The sequence below is a fragment of the Vibrio sp. V31_P5A7T61 genome, from assembly GCF_009904895.1.
In the GTDB taxonomy this organism is placed as follows: Bacteria; Pseudomonadota; Gammaproteobacteria; order Enterobacterales; family Vibrionaceae; genus Vibrio; species Vibrio metschnikovii.
In genome coordinates, this window is record NZ_WXWI01000025.1 from 66493 (window position 1) to 87720 (window position 21228).

At 44.8% G+C, this 21228-nt stretch carries 21 protein-coding genes, 1 riboswitch and 1 other annotated feature; of the genes, 16 read left to right on the plus strand and 5 right to left on the minus strand.

All coding sequences use genetic code 11. The features are described 5' to 3' along the window. The first annotated feature begins 3 nt into the window (after positions 1-3). From CAG58_RS05220 to CAG58_RS05245, 6 genes are read left to right on the plus strand one after another with little or no spacing between them, the layout of a single operon-like run. Complete coding sequence (locus CAG58_RS05220; RefSeq protein WP_154167897.1) at positions 4-1281, plus strand: NAD(P)/FAD-dependent oxidoreductase; 1278 nt, start codon at positions 4-6, stop codon at positions 1279-1281. Continuing rightward, the gene (locus CAG58_RS05225) at positions 1281-2063 is read left to right on the plus strand and encodes a DUF1365 domain-containing protein (RefSeq protein WP_004395058.1); all 783 of its coding nucleotides are present in this window, start codon (positions 1281-1283) and stop codon (positions 2061-2063) included. Before CAG58_RS05220 ends, CAG58_RS05225 begins: the two co-directional genes overlap by 1 nt. Next, positions 2063-3301: an SAM-dependent methyltransferase gene (locus CAG58_RS05230; protein WP_161426534.1), complete on the plus strand. Its 1239-nt coding sequence runs from the start codon at positions 2063-2065 to the stop codon at positions 3299-3301. Before CAG58_RS05225 ends, CAG58_RS05230 begins: the two co-directional genes overlap by 1 nt. Next, positions 3301-3804, plus strand: coding sequence for a DUF2878 domain-containing protein (locus CAG58_RS05235; protein WP_161426533.1), 504 nt, complete (start codon positions 3301-3303; stop codon positions 3802-3804). Before CAG58_RS05230 ends, CAG58_RS05235 begins: the two co-directional genes overlap by 1 nt. Next, positions 3779-4366, plus strand: a complete 588-nt coding sequence (locus tag CAG58_RS05240; protein ID WP_237665981.1) for a hypothetical protein — start codon at positions 3779-3781, stop codon at positions 4364-4366. The genes CAG58_RS05235 and CAG58_RS05240 overlap by 26 nt, the downstream gene beginning before the upstream one ends. Next, complete coding sequence (locus CAG58_RS05245) at positions 4363-4890, plus strand: DUF3833 domain-containing protein (protein ID WP_161426532.1); 528 nt, start codon at positions 4363-4365, stop codon at positions 4888-4890. Before CAG58_RS05240 ends, CAG58_RS05245 begins: the two co-directional genes overlap by 4 nt. Before the next feature lie 64 nt (positions 4891-4954). Here CAG58_RS05245 and purB read toward each other — a convergent pair whose 3' ends face one another. From purB to mnmA, 3 genes are read right to left on the minus strand one after another with little or no spacing between them, the layout of a single operon-like run. Next, positions 4955-6325, minus strand: coding sequence for an adenylosuccinate lyase (purB, locus tag CAG58_RS05250; RefSeq protein WP_161426531.1), 1371 nt, complete (start codon positions 6323-6325; stop codon positions 4955-4957). 56 nt (positions 6326-6381) lie between these two features. Continuing rightward, on the minus strand, positions 6382-6999 hold the full coding sequence (gene hflD / locus CAG58_RS05255; protein ID WP_004395062.1) for a high frequency lysogenization protein HflD: 618 nt from the start codon (positions 6997-6999) through the stop codon (positions 6382-6384). Between the two features lie 20 nt (positions 7000-7019). Next, the gene (gene mnmA, locus CAG58_RS05260; RefSeq protein WP_154167903.1) at positions 7020-8138 is read right to left on the minus strand and encodes a tRNA 2-thiouridine(34) synthase MnmA; all 1119 of its coding nucleotides are present in this window, start codon (positions 8136-8138) and stop codon (positions 7020-7022) included. A 311-nt stretch (positions 8139-8449) separates the two neighbouring features. On the opposite strand from mnmA, the gene CAG58_RS05265 reads away from it, so the two are divergent. Beyond that, positions 8450-9754: an inosine/guanosine kinase gene (locus CAG58_RS05265; RefSeq protein ID WP_040904781.1), complete on the plus strand. Its 1305-nt coding sequence runs from the start codon at positions 8450-8452 to the stop codon at positions 9752-9754. A gap of 197 nt (positions 9755-9951) precedes the next feature. Here the strand turns inward: CAG58_RS05265 and CAG58_RS05270 are convergent, their stop codons facing one another. After that, entirely contained in the window at positions 9952-10365 is a 414-nt protein-coding gene (locus tag CAG58_RS05270) for an H-NS family histone-like protein (protein ID WP_004395065.1), read from the minus strand. Positions 10366-10826: 461 nt separating this feature from the next. Further along, a riboswitch (Lysine riboswitch) is annotated at positions 10827-11054 on the plus strand. Between the two features lie 114 nt (positions 11055-11168). Here CAG58_RS05270 and CAG58_RS05275 point away from each other — a divergent pair. The 9 genes from CAG58_RS05275 (at position 11169) to hisIE (ending at position 20240) form a co-directional block, all read left to right on the plus strand. After that, positions 11169-12758 (plus strand): Na+/H+ antiporter NhaC family protein, encoded by a 1590-nt coding sequence (locus tag CAG58_RS05275; protein ID WP_158138558.1) that lies wholly within the window; start codon positions 11169-11171, stop codon positions 12756-12758. A 133-nt stretch (positions 12759-12891) separates the two neighbouring features. Then, positions 12892-13028 (plus strand) — a sequence feature (His leader region). Positions 13029-13068: 40 nt separating this feature from the next. Continuing rightward, positions 13069-13965: an ATP phosphoribosyltransferase gene (gene hisG / locus CAG58_RS05280; RefSeq protein ID WP_154167907.1), complete on the plus strand. Its 897-nt coding sequence runs from the start codon at positions 13069-13071 to the stop codon at positions 13963-13965. Between the two features lie 4 nt (positions 13966-13969). Next, positions 13970-15268, plus strand: a complete 1299-nt coding sequence (hisD, locus tag CAG58_RS05285; RefSeq protein ID WP_161426579.1) for a histidinol dehydrogenase — start codon at positions 13970-13972, stop codon at positions 15266-15268. Next, positions 15268-16308: a histidinol-phosphate transaminase gene (gene hisC, locus CAG58_RS05290; protein WP_004395069.1), complete on the plus strand. Its 1041-nt coding sequence runs from the start codon at positions 15268-15270 to the stop codon at positions 16306-16308. Before hisD ends, hisC begins: the two co-directional genes overlap by 1 nt. A 62-nt stretch (positions 16309-16370) precedes the next feature. Then, positions 16371-17444 carry a bifunctional histidinol-phosphatase/imidazoleglycerol-phosphate dehydratase HisB gene (gene hisB / locus CAG58_RS05295; RefSeq protein ID WP_161426578.1) on the plus strand — a complete coding sequence of 358 codons (1074 nt, stop codon included), beginning with the start codon at positions 16371-16373 and terminating at the stop codon, positions 17442-17444. Further along, positions 17444-18055 (plus strand): imidazole glycerol phosphate synthase subunit HisH, encoded by a 612-nt coding sequence (gene hisH, locus CAG58_RS05300; protein ID WP_202598208.1) that lies wholly within the window; start codon positions 17444-17446, stop codon positions 18053-18055. Before hisB ends, hisH begins: the two co-directional genes overlap by 1 nt. Positions 18056-18115: 60 nt before the next feature. Next, entirely contained in the window at positions 18116-18853 is a 738-nt protein-coding gene (hisA, locus tag CAG58_RS05305; RefSeq protein WP_161426576.1) for a 1-(5-phosphoribosyl)-5-[(5-phosphoribosylamino)methylideneamino]imidazole-4-carboxamide isomerase, read from the plus strand. After that, on the plus strand, positions 18835-19608 hold the full coding sequence (gene hisF, locus CAG58_RS05310) for an imidazole glycerol phosphate synthase subunit HisF (RefSeq protein WP_154167915.1): 774 nt from the start codon (positions 18835-18837) through the stop codon (positions 19606-19608). Before hisA ends, hisF begins: the two co-directional genes overlap by 19 nt. After that, positions 19605-20240, plus strand: a complete 636-nt coding sequence (hisIE, locus tag CAG58_RS05315) for a bifunctional phosphoribosyl-AMP cyclohydrolase/phosphoribosyl-ATP diphosphatase HisIE (protein WP_161426575.1) — start codon at positions 19605-19607, stop codon at positions 20238-20240. The genes hisF and hisIE overlap by 4 nt, the downstream gene beginning before the upstream one ends. Positions 20241-20286: 46 nt before the next feature. Here the strand turns inward: hisIE and CAG58_RS05320 are convergent, their stop codons facing one another. Further along, positions 20287-20970, minus strand: a complete 684-nt coding sequence (locus tag CAG58_RS05320) for a pseudouridine synthase (RefSeq protein WP_237665982.1) — start codon at positions 20968-20970, stop codon at positions 20287-20289. Between the last annotated feature and the right edge of the window lie 258 nt (positions 20971-21228).

Sequence of the window (21228 nt, forward strand, 5' to 3'; positions counted from 1 at the left end):
ACAATGAAAATTGCCATTATTGGAAGTGGTATATCAGGGCTCACTTGTGGGCATTACTTGCATCAACAGCATGATGTAACAATTTTTGAAGCGAATGATTATATTGGTGGGCATACCGCCACAGTAGATGTTGAACTGAACGGCCAGTCTTATGCGATTGATACGGGGTTTATCGTGTACAACGATCGCACGTATCCAAACTTTATCAAAATGATGAATGAGATTGGCGTACGTGGCGTTGCAACACAAATGAGTTTTAGTGTACGTAATGATGCCAATGGCCTTGAGTATAATGGCCATACCATCACGACGTTGTTTGCTCAGAAGCGTAATTGGTTTAAGCCAAGTTTTTATCGTTTTATCCGCGAAATATTACGCTTCAATCAACTCGCTAAAGCCGCTGCGGCTGATGCAGAGCATAGTGTTCAAACTCTCGGAGAATTTTTGCATCATCATCAATTCTCTGATTATTTTTGTGAGAATTATATTTTACCGATGGGAGCGGCGATATGGTCCTCTTCATTGGCCGATATGCGTGCTTTTCCTTTGACGTTTTTTCTGCGTTTTTTCCTCAATCATGGCTTATTAGATATTACTCATCGTCCTCAGTGGTATGTGATTGAAGGGGGCTCTCGAGCGTATATTGAACCGTTAACCCAAGGATTTCGCGATAAGATTCGTCTCAATGCTCCTGTTGAGTGGTTGCGACGGAGCGGACAAGGTATTGAACTGCAAGTGCATGGCAAAATTGAACACTTTGATGAGGTGATTTTTGCTTGTCACAGCGATCAAGCCTTGGCTTTATTATCGGATGCTAATCATATTGAGCGTGAATTACTCGGTGCCATGGGTTATCAAGCCAATGAAGTGATTTTACACACGGATACCAGCTTATTACCAAAGCGAAAAGCGGCTTGGGCATCGTGGAACTATCGCTTGGCAGGGGACGTGGATCAAGAGACCCGTTTGCCGGCTTTAACTTACAATATGAATATATTGCAGCATATTGATAGCTCAGAAACGTTCTGTGTCACCTTAAACAGCAGCGAAAGTATTAATCCCAATAAAGTGCTGCGTAAATTTACGTATCATCATCCGGTATTTAACCGTGCCGCGATAGCTGCCCAGCAACGCAAAGCAGAGATCAGTGGGGTTAATCACACCTGGTTCTGTGGTGCCTACTGGCATAACGGTTTTCATGAAGATGGTGTTAAAAGTGCATTAGATGTTGTAACCCGCCTTAGCGCGCAGACCAATACGGCTCAGCAAGGGGCTGCGTAATGCACAGTCAAGATAACGCGGTAAGCAGTGCCTTAATGGTTGGACATGTGCGTCATCGGCGTTTATCGCCAGTGGCGCATGATTTGACCTACCCACTCTTTATGCCTGCGATTGACCTCGATCAGTGGTCTGAGCTTCAGCAAAACGTGTGGGGGTTGGGTGAGAAATGGTGGCATTGGGCACGTTTTCGTCGTCAAGATTATCTTGGTCAAGGTGATTTGAAAGCTGCGGTGCAAGATAAAGTTCATGAACTCACTGGTGAGCGTATCGAAGGTAAAGTATTGGCAGTGGTCCATTTACGTTACCTCGGTCTCTATTTTAGCCCAGTCAATTTTTATTACTTGTATGACCATCAAGGAGAATGGCGCTATTTATTGGCAGAGGTCAGTAATACGCCATGGAATGAGCGTCACTACTATGCGTTACCGGCAGAGGCGGGGGAGGATAATCAGCATTGGCAACATGCTAAAGCCTTCCATGTTTCACCATTTAACCCAATTGATCAGCAGTATGTTTGGAAGCTAAAGCCGCTCAATCAAGGCTTAATGGTGCATTTAGAGTGTCATCGTCAGCATAAAGAATTCGATGCGACGCTGACCTTAAAAGCGCGGCCTTTTACGTCTGCTCAATTACTTAAGCTATTAATGAAAACGCCAATCATGACAATTAAAGTGATGGTGGGAATCTATTGGCATGCGTTGAAGTTATGGATAAAAGGAGCACCTTTTTATGCTCATCCAGATTCATCGTCAGTAAACAAAAATAATAAGGAGAAACGCTAATGTCACACTCTTCTTCTTTGGATATGCCCAAGACGCTAACTGTGTTACAAAAAGGGGCGCGGGCAATGGCATTCAAGTCTCTCAACCTAATGCAAATTGGCTGTTTAACCATCAAAGAATCGTTCAATGAAGTGGGTATTGAACAGTTTGGTCCAGCTCAAGAGGGGCAGATCCACGCGACGGTAGAGGTTAAACATCCTCATTTCTATGCTCGTTTACTCAAAGGTGGCAGTATCGCCGCCGCAGAAGCCTACATGGATGGTTGGTGGGATAGCCCCGATTTAACCGCAGTGATGGAACTAATGGCGCGAAATTTAGCCGCGCTCGATAAACTGGAAGCGCAAAGTAGTATTGTGATGCGCTGGCTCAATCAAATGGGGCACTGGTTAAAGCGTAATTCCCTTGGTCAAGCTAAGCAAAATATCGAAGCGCATTATGATCTTGGTAACGATCTGTATCAAACCTTTTTAGATAAAAGAATGCTGTACTCTAGCGCACTTTATCTAAACAGTGCTGACAGTTTAGAGCAAGCACAACTGAATAAAATGGAGCGTTTGTGTCAGCAGTTGCAATTGCAAGCCAGCGATCATGTGTTAGAGATCGGGACAGGCTGGGGAGCGATGGCGATTTACATGGCACAAACTTATGGTTGTAAAGTGACCACCACGACTATTTCTGAAGAACAGTTTGCCTACACACAGGCATTAGTTGAGTCGCTGGGTTTAACGGACCAAATTACCTTATTAAAACAAGATTATCGTCAGCTCACGGGACAGTTTGATAAATTAGTCTCTATTGAGATGATTGAAGCGGTTGGTAAAGCTTACTTAAAATCTTATATCCAACAGTGTAATCAATTATTGAAGCCACAAGGCTTAATGGCGATTCAAGCGATCACGATTACCGATCAACGTTATGACTATTACAGTAATAATGTTGATTTTATTCAAAAATACATCTTTCCTGGTGGTTTTTTACCCTCGATTACCGCCTTAACTCAAATGGCAACTCGGTTTAGCAATTTGGTGGTGCGCAATGTTTTTGATATTGGGTTAGATTATGCGCATACCTTAGCCGATTGGCGTTTGCGTTTTGAAGCGGCGTTACCAGAGGTGCAACGGTTAGGCTACGATGAACGATTTATTCGTATGTGGCGTTATTATTTGTGCTATTGCGAAGGTGGTTTTCAGGCTCGGACGATCAGTACGATTCATATGACCTTCCAGAAAGGTGCTTAATGCGCAAACTACTGCTGCCTTCATTACTGTTTGAAGTTATTTGGTGGTCTGCTGTCTGGGGCCAGGCCGACTGGCAATGGTTGACTTTAGTGTTGGTCATCATCGCTTGGCTTAGTATGGCCTACACTCAGTTAACATCACTTTTCCCAGTAATGCTGTTGGCCGGAGCGGGAGTGCTATTGGATATCATCAATGGTGCCATCGGCCTGTTTGTTTTTCCTACGGAGCATCCTATTCCATTTTGGTTGGTTATCTTATGGTGTGGTTTTGCATGGTACGCTCGGTTGCTTATCCCTGCGATTCAACACCACTCGCCACGTTGGATTATTATTTTAGGTGGCTTGGGTGGCGCTGTCAGTTATTGGGCCGGTTATCGATTTGCGGCAGTGGATTTTCAATGTACGGTTCTGACCGTAATGGGCATTTTATTTGTCCAATGGGCAGGGCTCACATGGTGCTTATTAAAGGTGTTTAGTCATGCAAGGAACGCTCAGCGTGTATAAATGGGTTATTCGTATTTCGTTCTTGGTCGCCATGATGTTGTCTATTTCGCTGAGAGCAGAAGCGGATAAACCACAAGGAGAAAGGCACGAGGTGTGGCGTGATTGGCCAGTGGTTGGACAGGCTACGCTATCGTGGTTATTTTGGGATGTTTATCACTCCCAACTACGTTCTCCCGATGGTCAATACCAGAAGCAGCCCGGTCAAGAGGTGGCGACTCATCCTTTGGCTTTAGAGATCCATTACCTACGTACGATTCGTCGTGAACAGCTATTGGAGGCCACCGAAAAGCAGTGGCAAAAACTCGGCTACTCTGCAGCAAACATTGAGTCATGGATGGCCCAGTTAAGTCACCTATTTCCAACGGTAGAAAAAGATCAGCGCCTCGTTTATCTCTCGGATGGTCAGCATGGACAGTTGTGGTATTTTCCAACACCAACAGATAAACACGTTCGTGGCGAGGTGATTGACCCCCAAATGAATAAGGCATTTTTGGCCATTTGGTTATCACCACGGAGTGATTACCCTAGATTAAGAAATCAACTGGTAGGAAAACGCGGATGAAAAAGTATTGGCAAGCTCTTTGGTTAAGTGTTGCACTGGTGTTGGTTGGCTGTTCAACAGAGATCAATGATTATCAGGATGCAGAGCCAAAGTTTGATCTGTTCAACTATTTTTCAGGCACAACCCACGCTTGGGGGATGGTGCAAGATTATACCGATAAACAAACACGACGCTTTGAAGTCTTGATCGAAGGTTCGGTAGAGGGGGATGTACTGACTCTGGTTGAAGACTTTATTTTCGATGATGGTGAGGAGAGTCAACGTATTTGGGTGATCACTCGCACTGGAGAGGGTGAATATCGCGGTGAGGCTGACGATATTATTGGTCAAGCTCGAGGTAAAGAAGTCGGTAATGCATTGCACTGGCGTTACTCATTTTTATTGAGTACCGAGAGCCGTGATATTGAAGTGTTGTTTGATGATTGGATGTATCGACAAGATGATCGTCACATGTTTAACCTCACCAAAATTAAGAAATTTGGTATTGAAGTCGGTAAAATTACCCTATTTTTCCAAAAGCAGTAACGGGACACATCAACAAAAAAAGGACTTCAATGTGAAGTCCTTTTTAGTCTAATCAGTTCACCACTTAGAGTTGATCCGTTAGCTCAATCGCATAACCAATATAGCTCGCTGGTGTCATCTGTTTAAGACGAGCCTTTTCTGCATCAGGCAGTGCTAAGCCATCAATAAACTGGCGCATGGCTTCGCCGTCAACGCGTTTACCGCGAGTTAACTCTTTTAATTTTTCGTACGGTTGATCAATACCGTAGCGGCGCATCACGGTTTGAATGGGTTCTGCCAATACTTCCCAATTTTTATCGAGTTCAGCCAATAGAGCGTCACGATTGACTTCCAGTTTGCTGATGCCTTTTAGGGTTGAAGCATAAGCAATGATCGCATAACCCACACCGACTCCAAGATTACGCAGTACGGTGGAATCGGTCAGATCGCGTTGCCAGCGTGAAATCGGCAATTTTTGCGAAAGATGGGTAAAGATGGCGTTAGCTAAGCCTAAATTACCTTCCGAGTTTTCAAAGTCGATGGGGTTGACTTTATGAGGCATGGTTGAAGAGCCAATTTCACCCGCAACGGTTTTTTGCTTAAAGTGACCAAGAGCAATGTATCCCCAGATATCACGATCAAAGTCGATGAGGATAGTATTAAAACGGGCAATAGCGTCAAAGAGCTCGGCAATATAATCGTGTGGCTCAATCTGCGTTGTGTAAGGGTTCCAATTGACGCCTAACGACGCACAGACAAATTCTTCACTGAATTTGTGCCAATCAATTTCAGGGTAAGCAGAAAGATGCGCATTATAGTTACCGACGGCACCGTTAATCTTGGCTAAAATTTCAATATTAGCGATTTGCTTATATTGGCGCTCCATGCGATAAGCGACATTAGCCATCTCTTTGCCCATGGTAGAAGGTGATGCAGGTTGACCATGGGTACGAGAAAGTAGGGGAATATCACGATACTCTTCAGCTAATTGACGAATAGCATCAATAATACGACGAATCTCCGGAAGAATGACCGTATCACGCGCTTCTTTAAGCATCAACGCATGCGAAGTATTATTGATGTCTTCAGAGGTGCAAGCAAAGTGGATAAATTCGTTAACGGCGTGAAGTTCTGGAACTGTCGCGACTTTCTCTTTCAAGAAGTACTCTACCGCTTTCACATCGTGATTGGTGGTCAGTTCAATATCTTTGATACGTTGCGCATCTTGTTCGCTAAAGTTTTCAGCAAGTTGGTCAAGGAATTGATTGGCTGCTTGGCTAAACGCAGGGACTTCTTTAATTTCTGCTGTGGCAGCCAGCTTCTGTAGCCAGCGTATTTCAACGATAGTACGGTACTTGAGGAGACCATATTCACTGAAGATACTGCGCAACGCAATCGTTTTACTTCCGTATCGGCCATCTACCGGTGAAACAGCAGTCAATGCTGACAGTTCCATGTTATTCTCCTGGAGTGTGAGTTAAAAATGAAGGTGAATAAGAGTTAAGCCAAGCGTTATAGTCTTGCTAACAAGATCTGAGCTTGTTCGATCATCTTTTTACGACCAAAAATCAAATGGCGGCGTTTACCACCGACTTGACGCCAAAGCACAGCGCAGCGGATACCGGAAAGTAGCAAAGCACGTACTTTTTGTTGATTCGCGGTTTGTTGCAATACCGTTGGAGTGCCCGTTACTTGAATGCGAGGACCAATAGGACTGATCACATCAAGATAAACACTAGCAAGATTACTGATCATGGTGTCATCAAGTAGATCAAAATGTTCTACTTGACGCTCTAACATCTGCAAACGGTCGCCAAGTTGAGCCATGGCATCGCGTCGCGTATGTAATTTACGTTCTAAAGCCATCAAACTAATCAGATAACGAGTCACCTCACCTCCTGATGGCGTGCTATCAATCCCATTCACTAGACATTGAAGGCCAACTTTTAAATTGGCCTCATTACCGAAAACATCCACGGTATTATTGGGATTAAGGTTGACGATGGCTTGGAGTGAGGTTGCAAACGCGTCTGAATCACAGTGACCGTTTTTTGCCACTTGTTGAACCAAAGCCACGGCTTGGCACATTCCAGCAAAGGCGATAGTACGGTCGTAGTTGGTGTTAGCCACGTAAATACTCCTACAGTTAACTAAGAAATGCGCTGTTCAATAATCCCACCACCGAGGCAGACTTCGCCTTGATAGAAAACGGCAGATTGTCCTGGGGTAACCGCAATTTGTGGTTCATCGAACATCACTTTGATGTTTTGTTCATCAAGCGGAATAATAGTGCAAGCTATATCCGTTTGACGATAACGAGTTTTGACCGTGCAGCGTGTTGGCTCGGTGATGGCTTGACGAGAAACCCAATGTAGCTGAGAAGCCATTAACCCCTGAGATTTTAACAACGGATGATCCGCGCCTTGCACGGCAATCAAAACATTACGTTGTAAATCCTTTTCTGCCACATACCAAGGTTGCTCACTGCCGTCTTTCAAACCACCAATATGTAAGCCTTTACGCTGTCCTAGGGTGTGATACATCAGTCCTTGGTGTTCACCAATCACTTTGCCTTCCGGCGTTTCAATTTTACCCGGTTGTGCAGGTAAATAGCGAGATAAGAAGTCGGTAAATTTGCGCTCACCAATAAAACAGATTCCTGTGGAATCTTTCTTCTTGGCGGTAATGAGACCTTGCTCTTCAGCAATACGACGAACTTCAGGTTTTTCTAGTTCCCCGACAGGGAATAAACTTCTTGCTACTTGTTCGTGACTCAGGGTGTATAAAAAGTAACTTTGGTCTTTATTACTGTCTAAACCACGCAGCATTTGTGGCTTTTCACCTTGAGTTGGGAAAGTACGGCGTACATAATGACCCATAGCGATATAATCAGCGTCGAGGACTTCATCCGCAAACTCAAGAAAGGCTTTGAATTTAATTTCTTTATTACAGAGGATATCCGGATTAGGCGTTCTGCCAGCTTTGTACTCAGCTAAGAAATACTCAAAGACATTATCCCAATATTCTGCAGCAAAATTAATGGTATGCAGATAAATGCCTAGCTTGTCACAGACCGCTTGAGCATCCGCTAAATCTTCAGCGGCAGTACAGTACTCCTCGTTATCATCTTCCTCCCAATTCTTCATAAACAAGCCTTCGACTTGATAGCCTTGTTGTTGTAAAAGATAGGCTGAAACGGAGGAATCCACGCCACCTGACATGCCAACAATCACTTTCTTTTGGCTGTTTGCACTGCGGTTATCTGACATAACGTAATACCACTTAATTAACTTGGGTTCAGATTCTAACAGAAAGAATTTTTCGAGGACAGATCCGCGACCGCAATCACACTTCCCTTGCTGATTATCTGAGCTATTTGCGACCATTTTGTCATGATGGCGGGTGCATCAGGTGAGCGCTGAGACAAAGTGCGAAGCAACGATTCGCAAAGGTGCATAAGTCAACACAGACAAAAATAAAAACCACAACGAAAACGTTTGCCTTGTTTCTGTTAGTTGCTGTTTTAGTGGAGAGCGAGTTAGAATCGCCCATCTTTTTATTCCCAAGCCGAATTGACGCTATGAAATTTCCTGGCCAACGTAAATCTAAACATTATTTTCCTGTCCATGCTCGCGATCCACTGGTTATCCAAGCGCAAGAAAATAAAAAAATGTCCCGTACACACATTATTGGAATTGATCAAACTTTGGTCGACATTGAAGCGAAAGTGGATTCTGAGCTGATTGAGCGTTATGGACTAAGTAAAGGCCACTCTTTAGTGATCAATGACGAGGCGGCAGAAGCGCTTTATCAGGAATTAAAAAGCAATCAATTAATTAGTAGTGAATATGCTGGTGGGACGATCGGTAATACACTACATAACTATTCGGTACTGGCAGATGATCGCTCTACCTTATTAGGGGTAATGAGCCAAGATATTAAGATTGGTAGCTATGGCTATCGTTATCTTTGTAATACTTCTAGTCGCGTTGATCTTAATTATTTACAAGGTGTCGACGGTGCGATTGGCCGTTGTTTTGCCTTAATCACCGAGGATGGTGAACGAACCTTTGCGATCAGTGAAGGTCAAATGAACCAATTAAATCCAGATAATATTCCAGAGAAAATTTTCCGTACCGCTTCTGCTTTGGTGATTACGGCTTATTTAGTACGTTGTAAAGCGGGCGATCCGATGCCAGATGCGACAATGAGAGCGATTGAGTATGCAAAAAAATACGACGTACCTGTAGTATTAACCCTCGGGACTAAATTTGTTATTCAGGAAGACCCGGAGTTTTGGCAGCGATTTTTAAGTGAACACGTCACAGTGTTAGCGATGAATGAAGATGAAGCGCAAGCCTTAACGGGAGAACAAGACCCACTAGCCGCTTCTGATAAAGCGTTAGATTGGGTTGATTTAGTTCTTTGTACAGCAGGTCCTGTGGGTTTATTTATGGCCGGTTACACCGAGGATTCAGCGAAACGTGAAACCTCTCTACCTTTATTACCGGGTTCAATTGCAGAATTTAATCGTTATGAATTTAGTCGCCCAACCAGTCGTCTTGGTTGCGAAAATCCTATCCGAGTTTATTCGCATATCGCTCCCTATATGGGCGGACCAGAAAAGATTAAAAATACCAATGGTGCAGGTGATGCCGCACTGTCGGCTTTATTGCATGATATGGCGGCGAATAAGTACCATAAAGAAAATGTGCCTAATTCAAGTAAGCATCAATATCAATTTTTGACATACTCTTCTTTTTCTCAAGTGTGTAAATATTCTAATCGAGCCAGTTATGAGGTATTAGTACAACATTCACCTCGTTTATCTCGTGGCTTGCCTGAGCGAGAAGATAGCTTAGAAGAAGCCTATTGGGAACGATAAAGACACAAACACAGCGGCAGATTATTTGCCGCGGTGAATAATAAAGGCTCCTAGTAGGAGCCTTTATTGTATGACAGATAAATTCCCTTTTGTTAACGAAATACTCACTAATCGAGAGTTAGGCTCCAAGGTTGATGAATGCGATTATCAGCAGATAAATACCAAGCCGTTAGTTAACAAAGAGGAAATAAAAGAGTTTAGATAGCAAACTCTTCTAATGATTTACCTTCATCCAATGCTTTTTGAATGGCTAAAGGCGTACGTCCTTGACCTGTCCATGTTTTTTCAACGCCATTGTCCATGTATTTATATTTAGCTGGACGTGGTGCACGTTTGCCTTGTTTCGTCTTAGCTTTAGTTTTGGTTTCGCCAGCAAGCGCAGAAATTAACGCGCTCACATCAATACCTTCTTTAGCTATTTGTTCAGCAATCGCAGAGAGCTTAGCTTCTTGTTCTGCCATTGCCGCTTTTTCTTGTTCTTCAAGTTCTTTACGCTCTTGTACTACGGTCGTTAATTTATCGAGCGCTTCTTCAAGCTGTTCTAGAGTCAAATCACGAGCATATGCACGTAGGCTACGAATATTTAATAGCGTTTTAGTTAGTTCAGACATTACTGTTTCCTGTGAGATAAAATGGTTTACCGCTTAATATTAAACCTAGTTATTTGTTCTAGCAATATTAGGATGATGATAATAACACGAATATTGAGTAAAAAAAGATTAACAAGCCGAAGATTAATATTATTGGCTTATAGTATAGCCGGTTAATATGACCATATTTGAGCATAACGTTAACCATAAACAGGTTTTTTTCAAGTCTATTTACTATTTTTAGTGATATTCATTGCATAATCATCTGTCGCTATCAGCTCATGCCATCATTAATTTTAAATCGAGAATAGTGCCGTCATAAAAATCGATGATTTCACGGGTTACTGACCAGTAACGGCAAGCGGTAGAGCATCAAAAAGAATTAAACCTTACTATAGGTTGCATTGAGATGGATGATAAGTACAATGCGATGACCTAATGCGGGAGTCATGGATTACTTAAGATGATTAAGTAAGCGGATTTCTCGATGTAGAGGTGCGGTATTGAAAAGTAACTAGGGTTGGGGTGATGCCAATGAACCCAAGTGAAAGGCCTTACCGCCGAAGTAAGTCGTCGATCAACACGGCTTGCTGGGGTTGTTATCGAATAGGGACAACACTGCCATAGTCTAAGTACCGTACGCGTTTGGTGAACATAACCAACCTACCGTTCGGTACTGTGTTGTTAAACTATGGAGCGCTACTGTAGGGTTGGGTGAAGTGTTCGCTTCCCTTTCGCTTAGTTCAACATAAGCTGTGATGATCAATATCGTCCAGTTTGTCTGCAGTAGATCTCTTGCCATTTATTATTGGTTTTTGAAGATCATGAATGTAATTGATTTTGCTTCCTCGCCTTTGTCTTTGTTACCACCCTTGGTTGCATTGGGCTTAGCAATTATTACCCGTCGAGTGTTGTTGTCTCTTGGCGTTGGTATTTTAATCGGTGCTTTACTGCTCGCTAACTATTCCGTCACTGATGCGGTTTCTTATACCAGTGGTCAAGTATTCAGTGTGTTTATCGCTGATGGTGGTATCAATACTTGGAATATGAGTATTGTTGGCTTTTTATTATTATTAGGCATGATGACCGCGCTATTGACGTTATCTGGCGGTACTCGTGCGTTTGCCGAATGGGCGCAAGTTCGCGTAAAAAGCAAACGTGGGGCTAAATTATTAGCGGCTTTTCTTGGTGTATTTATTTTTGTTGATGACTATTTTAATAGTTTAGCGGTCGGTTCTATTTCAAGGCCAGTCACGGATCGTTTTTATGTATCACGTGCCAAACTGGCTTATATTTTAGATTCGACGGCTGCGCCAATGTGTGTCGTGATGCCCGCTTCCAGCTGGGGTGCATACATCATGACGATTATCGGTGGTATTCTCGTCTCGCATGGTATTACTGATTATTCACCGCTTGGTGCTTATTTACGCCTTGTACCAATGAACTTTTACGCTATCTTCGCCTTGCTTATGGTATTTGCGGTAGTGTGGTTTCAAATGGATATTGGCCCGATGCGTCGTCATGAAATTAATGCGTCGCAAGGTCGAGGATTTGATAACGATCAGGACAATGATAGTCCCGCTGCTCATCAATTAAATGAAGAGTTAGACATTCCGGAAAGTGAAAACGGTAAAGTGTTGGATTTGGTGTTACCGATTGTGCTGCTGATTATCGCTACTATTGGTGCCATGCTCTACACCGGTGGACAAGCTTTAGCAGGTGAGGGGATGGCTTTTAATATTCTCGGAGCCTTCGAAAATACCGATGTAGGCACCTCATTAGTTTATGGTGGCTCTACGGGATTATTGGCGGCATTAGTAACGGTATTCAAACAAAAAATGCCATTACGAGACACATTGATGACGATGTGGATTGGTGCTCGTTCGATGTTTGGTGCGATCTTGATCCTTATCTTTGCTTGGACGATTGGTTCCGTGATTGGTGACATGAAAACCGGGGCTTATTTGTCTTCATTGGTGCAAGGCAATATTAATCCTCACTGGTTACCAGTGATGCTCTTTTTATTATCAGGTGTGATGGCGTTTTCAACCGGAACCTCATGGGGGACCTTTGGGATAATGTTACCGATTGCCGGAGACATGGCTGCGGCGACTGACATTGCATTGATGTTGCCGATGCTTAGTGCGGTATTGGCGGGAGCGGTGTTTGGTGACCATTGCTCACCGATTTCAGATACGACCATTCTCTCTTCAACAGGAGCACGTTGTAACCATATCGATCACGTTGCAACCCAATTGCCTTATTCACTTTCAGTGGCCTTTATTTCTGCGATTGGTTTTGTGGTGTTAGGGATGACGGCTTCGGTCCTAGCTTCTCTGGCGGCTTCAAGCGTGGTGTTTATCATCGTTTGTTTTATATTATCGTGGTTATCTAAAGCGAGAATGGTTCGTTAATCGCGAGCATTGACGATAAATTAGAAAAATTTGCAATTTGCAGTTGCAAATATGGTCAAGCTTAGTTAGTGTTGAAAACAGTCGAATTAAGCCATAGAAAGATAATCAGTATGCGTAATTTTGTAATGAATATTCATCACCATCATCATCCCTAGCCAGTCTTTCGGGAGATGCACGCATACCCGGGAGGCAGGATGCTCCCGGTGGTTAAATCAAAGTATATTTAGATTTTAAACCCTTGGGAGAGCACTCTCCCAAGGGTTTTTTTACGGTTTGATTTTAACGCGATAAATAACAAAGGAATGAACGAATGCCAACACAACGCCTAAGAATTGCTATCCAGAAGAAGGGTCGCTTAAGTCAAGAGTGCCAAGATTTATTGAAAAAATGTGGGGTGAAATTCAACATCATGGGCGAGCGACTCGTAGTTCACTCGCTGAATATGCCGATTGATCTCCTGCTCGTTCGAGATGACGATATTCCCGGATTGATCATGGATGGCGTGGTTGATTTAGGGTTTGTCGGTGAAAATGTCCTCGAAGAGACTCGCTTAGATCGTCGCGCGTTGAATCAGCCAAGCCAATTTGTCAGCCTCCGTCGGATGGACTTTGGTGGATGTCGTCTGTCGATCGCCATGGATAAAGATCAAACCTACACTGGCCCGCAAGATTTGAAAGGTAAACGGATCGCGACGACTTATCCGCAATTACTCAAAGCCTACATGGATGAACAGGGAATCGATTTTAGTACCTGTATGTTAACTGGCTCAGTAGAGGTCGCTCCTCGCGCCGGTCTTGCTGACGCGATCGCCGATTTAGTCTCAACGGGAGCCACTTTAGAGGCAAACGGATTAAAAGAAGTAGAAGTGATCTTTCAATCCAAAGCCATGCTTATTCAACGTTCAGGTGATTTCACGGCCGATAAAGCGGCATTGATTGATAAATTGCTGACTCGCATGCACGGCGTGCAACAAGCCAAAGAATCAAAATACATCATGTTACATGCTCCGGTTGAGCAGCTCTCCAAAATTACTGCGTTGTTACCCGGTGCTGAAGACCCGACCGTACTACCGCTCTCGGCAGATAAAAGCAAAGTGGCAGTGCATTTGGTGAGTTCGGAGAACTTATTTTGGGAAACGATGGAGCAGCTCAAAGCCTTGGGAGCCAGTTCTATCCTTGTGTTACCGATTGAAAAAATGATGGAGTAAGGAAATGAGAACGGTTGTTTGGCCATCACTGAGTGAAACTCAGCAAGAATCGGTTTTAGAGCGCCCAGCGATAAGTGCAGGAGCCAATATTACCGCCACGGTACAAGATTTGATCAGCCAAGTTCGCCGTGAAGGGGATAAGGCATTGCTGGCACTGACGGAAAAATTTGATCGAGTGAAACCCAACACCTTGCGTGTCTCGCAAGCAGAGATTGACGCCGCCAGTGAGCGTTTATCAGCCGAGATGAAGCAAGCTTTGCAGCAGGCGTACAGTAATATTGCCAAATTTCATAAAGCGCAAAAATCGCAGCCTCTGAGAGTAGAAACCATGCCTGGTGTCGTTTGTGAGCAAGTGACTCGTGCTATTAATAAGGTTGGTTTATATATTCCCGGTGGCAGTGCGCCGTTACCTTCAACGGTACTAATGCTTGGCGTTCCAGCGCAAATTGCGGGCTGTCGCAAAGTGGTGCTTTGTTCACCGCCACCAATTGCCGATGAGATCCTCTATGTCGCCAAATTATGCAATATCGATGAGGTGTATAACGTCGGCGGTGCTCAAGCGATTGCGGCGATGGCGTATGGCACGGAAACCGTAGCTAAAGTCGATAAAATCTTTGGTCCTGGTAATGCTTATGTGACCGAAGCTAAGCGGCAAGTGAGTCATGACTTTCAGGGCGCAGCGATGGATATGCCTGCTGGTCCGTCAGAAGTGTTAGTGATCGCTGATGAGACGGCGGACGCTGAATTTATTGCTGCTGATTTACTCAGTCAGGCCGAGCATGGACCTGACTCACAAGTGGTGTTAGTGACGCCATCGCCAATGATTGCCAATCGTGTGACTGATGCTGTGCAGCGTCAGCTTAAAACGTTAACTCGGGCAGACATTGCTCAGCAAGCGTTGGCTTCCAGTTTAATCATTATTGCCGATTCGCTGACCCAAGCGGTGGCGATCTCTAACTATTACGGTCCAGAACATTTGATTGTTCAGACCAAAAATCCTCGTGAGCTCGTGCCACTGCTCGATAACGCAGGGTCGATATTTTTAGGCAATTGGTCACCAGAATCGGTCGGGGATTACGCTTCAGGCACCAATCATGTGCTGCCAACTTATGGTCATACACGGACCTATTCCAGTTTAGGTTTGGCAGATTTTACTAAGCGTATGACAGTTCAAGAGCTGACAGCGGATGGCTTAAAGGCATTAGCACCGACAGTGGTTGCCATGGCTAACGCGGAAGGATTAGATGCTCACCGACGTGCGGTCACGATCCGTATAGAGAAATTACAAGAGGCGAAAAATTGATGGAAAAATTGGCACGCAAACAAATTCAGGCTTTAACGCCTTATTTATCGGCTCGTCGCATTGGCGGCAGTGGCGATGTGTGGCTGAATGCCAACGAATCTCCGTTCGATAATCACTATAAAACCGACTTTGCTCGTCTTAACCGATATAGCGATTGTCAGCCACAAGCACTGATCCAAGCTTATGCTGACTACGCTGGAGTTAAGCCTGATCAAGTACTCACTTCACGCGGTGCTGATGAGAGTATTGAGCTATTGATCCGCACCTTTTGTGAGCCGAATCAAGATGCGATTCTTTATTGTCCCCCGACTTATGGCATGTATGCGATCAGCGCTGAAACCTTTGGGGTGGAGCGTAAACAGGTTCCGCTTAGCGCAGATTGGCAACTCGATTTAACCGCGATTGAGGCCAACCTTGAGCAGGTGAAATTAGTCTTTGTGTGCAGCCCGAATAACCCGACTGGCAACCTTATTCGTCGTGAAGATATCATCGCGCTATTAGAAATGACTCAAGATCGGGCCATTGTGGTGATGGACGAAGCCTATATCGATTTTTGTCCCGAAGCGTCAACGGTCGATTTACTGCAAACCTATCCTAATCTGGCCATTTTACGTACCTTGTCGAAAGCATTTGCATTGGCGGGCCTACGCTGTGGTTTTACTTTGGCGAGTCCAGCGATCATTAATCTGTTACTTAAAGTGATTGCTCCTTATCCGGTTCCGGTACCAGTAGCGGATATTGCCCTGCAAGCTTTATCGCCATCAGGTTTAGCGCGTACTAAATTTCAGGTATTGGATCTCAATGCGAACCGCGCCTATTTACAAGTCGGTTTGCAAATGGTGCCCGGTGTCGAGGTCTTTGAAGGCTGGGGTAATTACTTATTGGTTAAGTTTCCCGATGGCGATGCGCTATTTAAAGCCGCTTGGGAGCATGGGATTATTTTACGTAACTCGCCAATCGACAATGCAGTACGAATTTCTGTCGGCAATCGCGAAGAGTGTGAAAAAGTCGTCGCCTTTGTGCGCAATTATTACCAATAAATGACATTAACGGGCATCAAGGAGCAATAACCTTGAGTGCAGAATAAGAAAAGGATATTCCTGTGAGCATACAACAAAAAATTCTCTTTATTGACCGCGATGGCACCTTAATTGTCGAGCCTCCGGTCGATTTTCAAGTGGATCGTTTAGATAAGCTTAAGTTTGAGCCTGATGTGATCCCCAGCCTGTTGGCCCTCCAAGAGGCGGGTTATCGTTTGGTCATGGTCACTAATCAAGATGGTCTTGGCACCGACAGTTATCCGCAAGCAGACTTTGATGCGCCGCATACGATGATGATGGAGATTTTTCAATCACAAGGCGTGAAATTTGATGAGGTGCTGATTTGCCCTCACTTTGAACAGGATAATTGTGCCTGTCGTAAACCTAAATTGGGTTTGGTGAAGTCTTATTTGCAAAGTGGCCAGATCGATTTTAAACATTCAGCGGTGATTGGCGATCGAGTGACTGATCTGCAATTGGCAGAAAATATGGCGCTGCAAGGGATTCAATATCATCCACAAAATTGCAATTGGCGGCAGATAGTCAAGCAGTTAACGGTCAAAGCGCGCACCGCTCAGGTGGTACGAAAAACCAAAGAAACCGACATTCAAGTCGCGGTTAATCTCGATGAAACAGGCGGTAATCAGATTGAAACTGGTTTAGGTTTTTTTGATCACATGCTGGATCAAATTGCTACCCACGGTGGGTTTCAACTTAAATTAACCGTTAAGGGCGATTTGCATATTGACGATCACCACACGGTAGAAGATACCGCTTTGGCATTAGGCCAAGCCTTAAGAGAAGCCTTAGGTGATAAGCGAGGCATTGGCCGTTTTGGTTTTAGCTTACCGATGGATGAATGCTTAGCACAGTGCGCTTTAGATTTATCGGGTCGTCCTTACCTTAAATTTGACGCGCAATTTAGCCGTGAACAAGTCGGGGATTTGTCGACGGAAATGGTCTACCACTTTTTCCGCTCTCTCACTGATACCTTAGCCTGTACTTTGCATTTATCCTCAACCGGTGACAACGATCATCATATTATTGAAAGCTTGTTTAAAGTCTTTGGCCGCACTCTGCGCCAAGCGATTCAAGTACAAGGTAATGAATTACCGAGTAGCAAAGGAGTGCTGTGATGAAACCCAAGGTGGTCATTATTGATACGGGATGTGCCAATATCGCTTCAGTACGCTTTGCAATTCAACGACTCAGTTACGATGTCACTTTGTCTCGCCAGCCAGAGGAGATCCTCGCCGCGGATAAGCTGTTTCTACCTGGCGTAGGTACCGCGAGTGAAGCGATGCATAACCTTAAGCAGAGACAATTGGTGGAATTGATTCAGCGCCTTGAGCAACCGGTACTCGGGATTTGTTTAGGGATGCAATTGATGGGCCGACGCTCACAAGAGCATGGCCAACAAGCTCAGCAGGCGGTGGATTGTCTTGGCTTAGTGAACGGCGATGTGCAGCGTATGCAAACTGAAGATTTACCACTTCCCCATATGGGCTGGAATACGGTGACCGCTCAGCAAGGTAATCCGTTATTTGCGGGTATTGATGCCAATGAGTATTTCTATTTTGTCCACAGCTTTGCCATTCCAGTCGCTGATTACACCATTGCTGAATGTGATTACGGACAGCCGTTTAGCGCCGCTATCCAACAGGGCAATTATTACGGTGTGCAGTTTCACCCTGAACGCTCGTCAAAAGTGGGCGCAAAACTGATTGATAATTTTTTGAAACTGTAAGTTTGAATGGTTAAGGATCGCGGCTTAGTCGATGGACTCAGCCAGCATTAAGGATAAGTGATGATTATTCCCGCATTAGATTTAATTGATGGTCAGGTGGTACGCCTCTACCAAGGTGATTACGGCCAAGTGACTGAATACAAAGTGGACCCCGTTGAGCAATTTAATTTATATCACCAAGCTGGGGCCAACTGGCTGCACTTAGTGGATTTAACCGGTGCAAAAGATACCTCAGCACGGCAGCTTGAGCTGATCAGTAAGCTATTAGCCAGTACGCCGGCCAATATCCAAATTGGCGGAGGTGTACGCAGTGAGCAAGACGTTATCGATTTACTGGCGGCTGGAGCGCAGCGTGTGGTTATCGGCTCGACAGCGGTGAAGCAGCCGCAGTTGGTCAAGCAGTGGATGGAAAAATATGGTGCTGAGAAAATCGTCCTCGCCCTAGACATCAATATTGATCAAGAGGGCGTACGCCGAGTGGCGGTCTCTGGCTGGCAAGAAGATTCTGGGGTAACCATTGAAGCACTACTAGACGATTATCTCACTGTCGGCTTGCGGCATGTATTGTGTACCGATATTGCCCGTGATGGCACCTTAAATGGCTCCAATGTCGAGTTGTATATCGATTTATGTCAGCGTTACCCTCAGGTCCAGTTTCAATCTTCTGGGGGGATTGGCAACCTCGCTGATATTGCTGCACTTAAAGGCAGTGGCGTGGCGGGTGTGATTGTCGGTCGAGCATTATTGGATGGCAAATTTACCGCTCAGGAGGCATTTTCATGTTGGCAAAGCGAATAATTCCTTGTTTAGATGTGCGTGATGGGCAAGTCGTGAAAGGGGTCCAGTTTCGTAACCATGAGATTATTGGTGATATTGTGCCACTCGCTCAGCGTTATGCACAAGAAGGTGCCGATGAGTTAGTTTTTTATGATATCACTGCCTCCAGTGATGGACGGGTGGTGGATAAAAGCTGGGTTGCCAAAGTTGCTGAGGTCATTGATATTCCTTTTTGCGTCGCTGGCGGCATTAAAACGGCGCAAGATGCGGCGCGGATCTTAGAGTTTGGTGCTGACAAAGTTTCTATTAACTCACCGGCGTTAGCTGATCCTAACTTGATCACTCAATTAGCGGACAAATTTGGTGTGCAGTGTATTGTGGTCGGGATAGATTCTTATTTTGATCAGGCAACGGGGCAATATCAGGTCTATCAATTTACCGGTGATGAAGCGCGCACTAAAGCCACGCAGTGGCAAACGCAAGATTGGGTGCAAGAAGTCCAACAACGCGGCGCGGGAGAAATCGTACTCAATATGATGAATCAAGATGGGGTGCGTAATGGTTATGATTTACAGCAGCTGAAAATGATCCGTGCGGTATGCCAAGTGCCGCTGATTGCATCAGGTGGCGCGGGGACTATGGCGCATTTTGCCGATGCGTTTCAAGTTGCCAACGTTGATGGCGCGCTCGCGGCATCGGTATTCCATAAACAAATCATTAATATTGGTGAGTTGAAGCAATATTTACATCAACAACAGATAGAGGTAAGACGATGAGCCAAACGAAACAAACTGAGCGGCCACTGGTTGAGCGCATTGATTGGCAAAAGGTCGATGGTCTTATCCCTGCGATTGTGCAAGATTTTGACTCTAGCCAAGTATTGATGATGGGTTACATGAATCCAGAAGCGCTTGAGGTGACACTAACTACTAAGCAGGTGACTTTTTATTCGCGCTCCAAACAGCGCTTGTGGACCAAAGGAGAAACCTCTGGCCATGTTTTACACCTAAGAAATTTGGCCCTCGATTGCGATCAAGACACCCTGTTAGTCAAGGTTAATCCGATTGGTCCGACTTGTCATACTGGCACCACGACTTGCTGGGACGACGATAGCCAAGAAGAATCACAAATGGTTTGGCTTCATCAACTTGAGCAATTATTGGCGGCTCGTCAATCTGCCGATCCTGAGTCATCCTACACCGCTAGCCTTTACGCGAGCGGCACTAAGCGCATTGCGCAGAAAGTCGGTGAAGAAGGGGTTGAAGTCGCGCTTGCGGCGGCGACGGGTGATAAGGCGGAGCTGATCAGTGAATCGGCGGATCTTATCTATCATCTGTTAGTGCTATTACAAGACCAAGGCTTAGCCCTGAGTGATGTGATTGATAAATTAAAGCAGCGTCATCAGTAATCACAATCTGACCATGCCTCTCATCAGAGCATGGTCAGACAATTATTTACAGATCGATTTCGCGCCATTCTCCGGGTTGGAGCGTTTCTAGAGTTGTGTTACCAATCGAATAACGAATCAGGCGTAGAGTGGGAAAACCAATGTAAGCGGTCATGCGTCGTACTTGTCGATTACGGCCTTCAATAATGGTAATCGCTAACCACGTGGTGGGGATTGCCGCCCGAAAGCGCACTGGTGGATGGCGCTCCCATACCAGTGGTGGCTCGATAATCTCAACCTGAGCCGGTAACGTCGGGCCATCTTTAAGCGTCACACCGCGGCGCAACTGCTCTAAATCGGCTTCTTGTGGTTGCCCTTCAACTTGCACCCAATAGGTTTTTGGCGCTTTAGCTTTAGGTTGAGTTAATCTTGCTTGTAATACGCCATCATTAGTTAAGATCATTAATCCTTCGCTATCACGATCGAGTCGCCCGGCGGCATAAATGTCTTTTATCGTAATAAAATCAGCCAGTGTTTGTCGGCCTTGACCATCGGTAAATTGGCTTAAGGTATCGTAAGGTTTATTAAAGGCGATGACTTTTCGTTCGTCAGGCGATCGTGGTACGGAAGCGATTTTCTTTCGCTTGAAGCTGGGTCTTTCAGTGAGTTTAGGGCGTTCGGCGCGTTTGAATTGCGCAGGTGCGCTGGTCGTTGAGGAACCGGAAAGCGTACGACGTGAGCGGGATGACATGTTAAGCACCTTGCAAATATGTAAATGAGTTGTGTTTGAATGTTTTATCTGACGCAGAAATAGGCTATGCTTTGCGCGCCTGAAAACAAGATTGAACGACGGAATGATAGACTATTATCTTGTTTTTGTTTAATTATAGCCAATAGAGAATTTCTCACCGTGAGACTCAACCAGCACATCCATCGTGAGAGTTAACCTTATAATAGTGAGACAAACGTGGCCAAGTTTTGAGGATGTAAAACTAGCTTGTTCACGGAC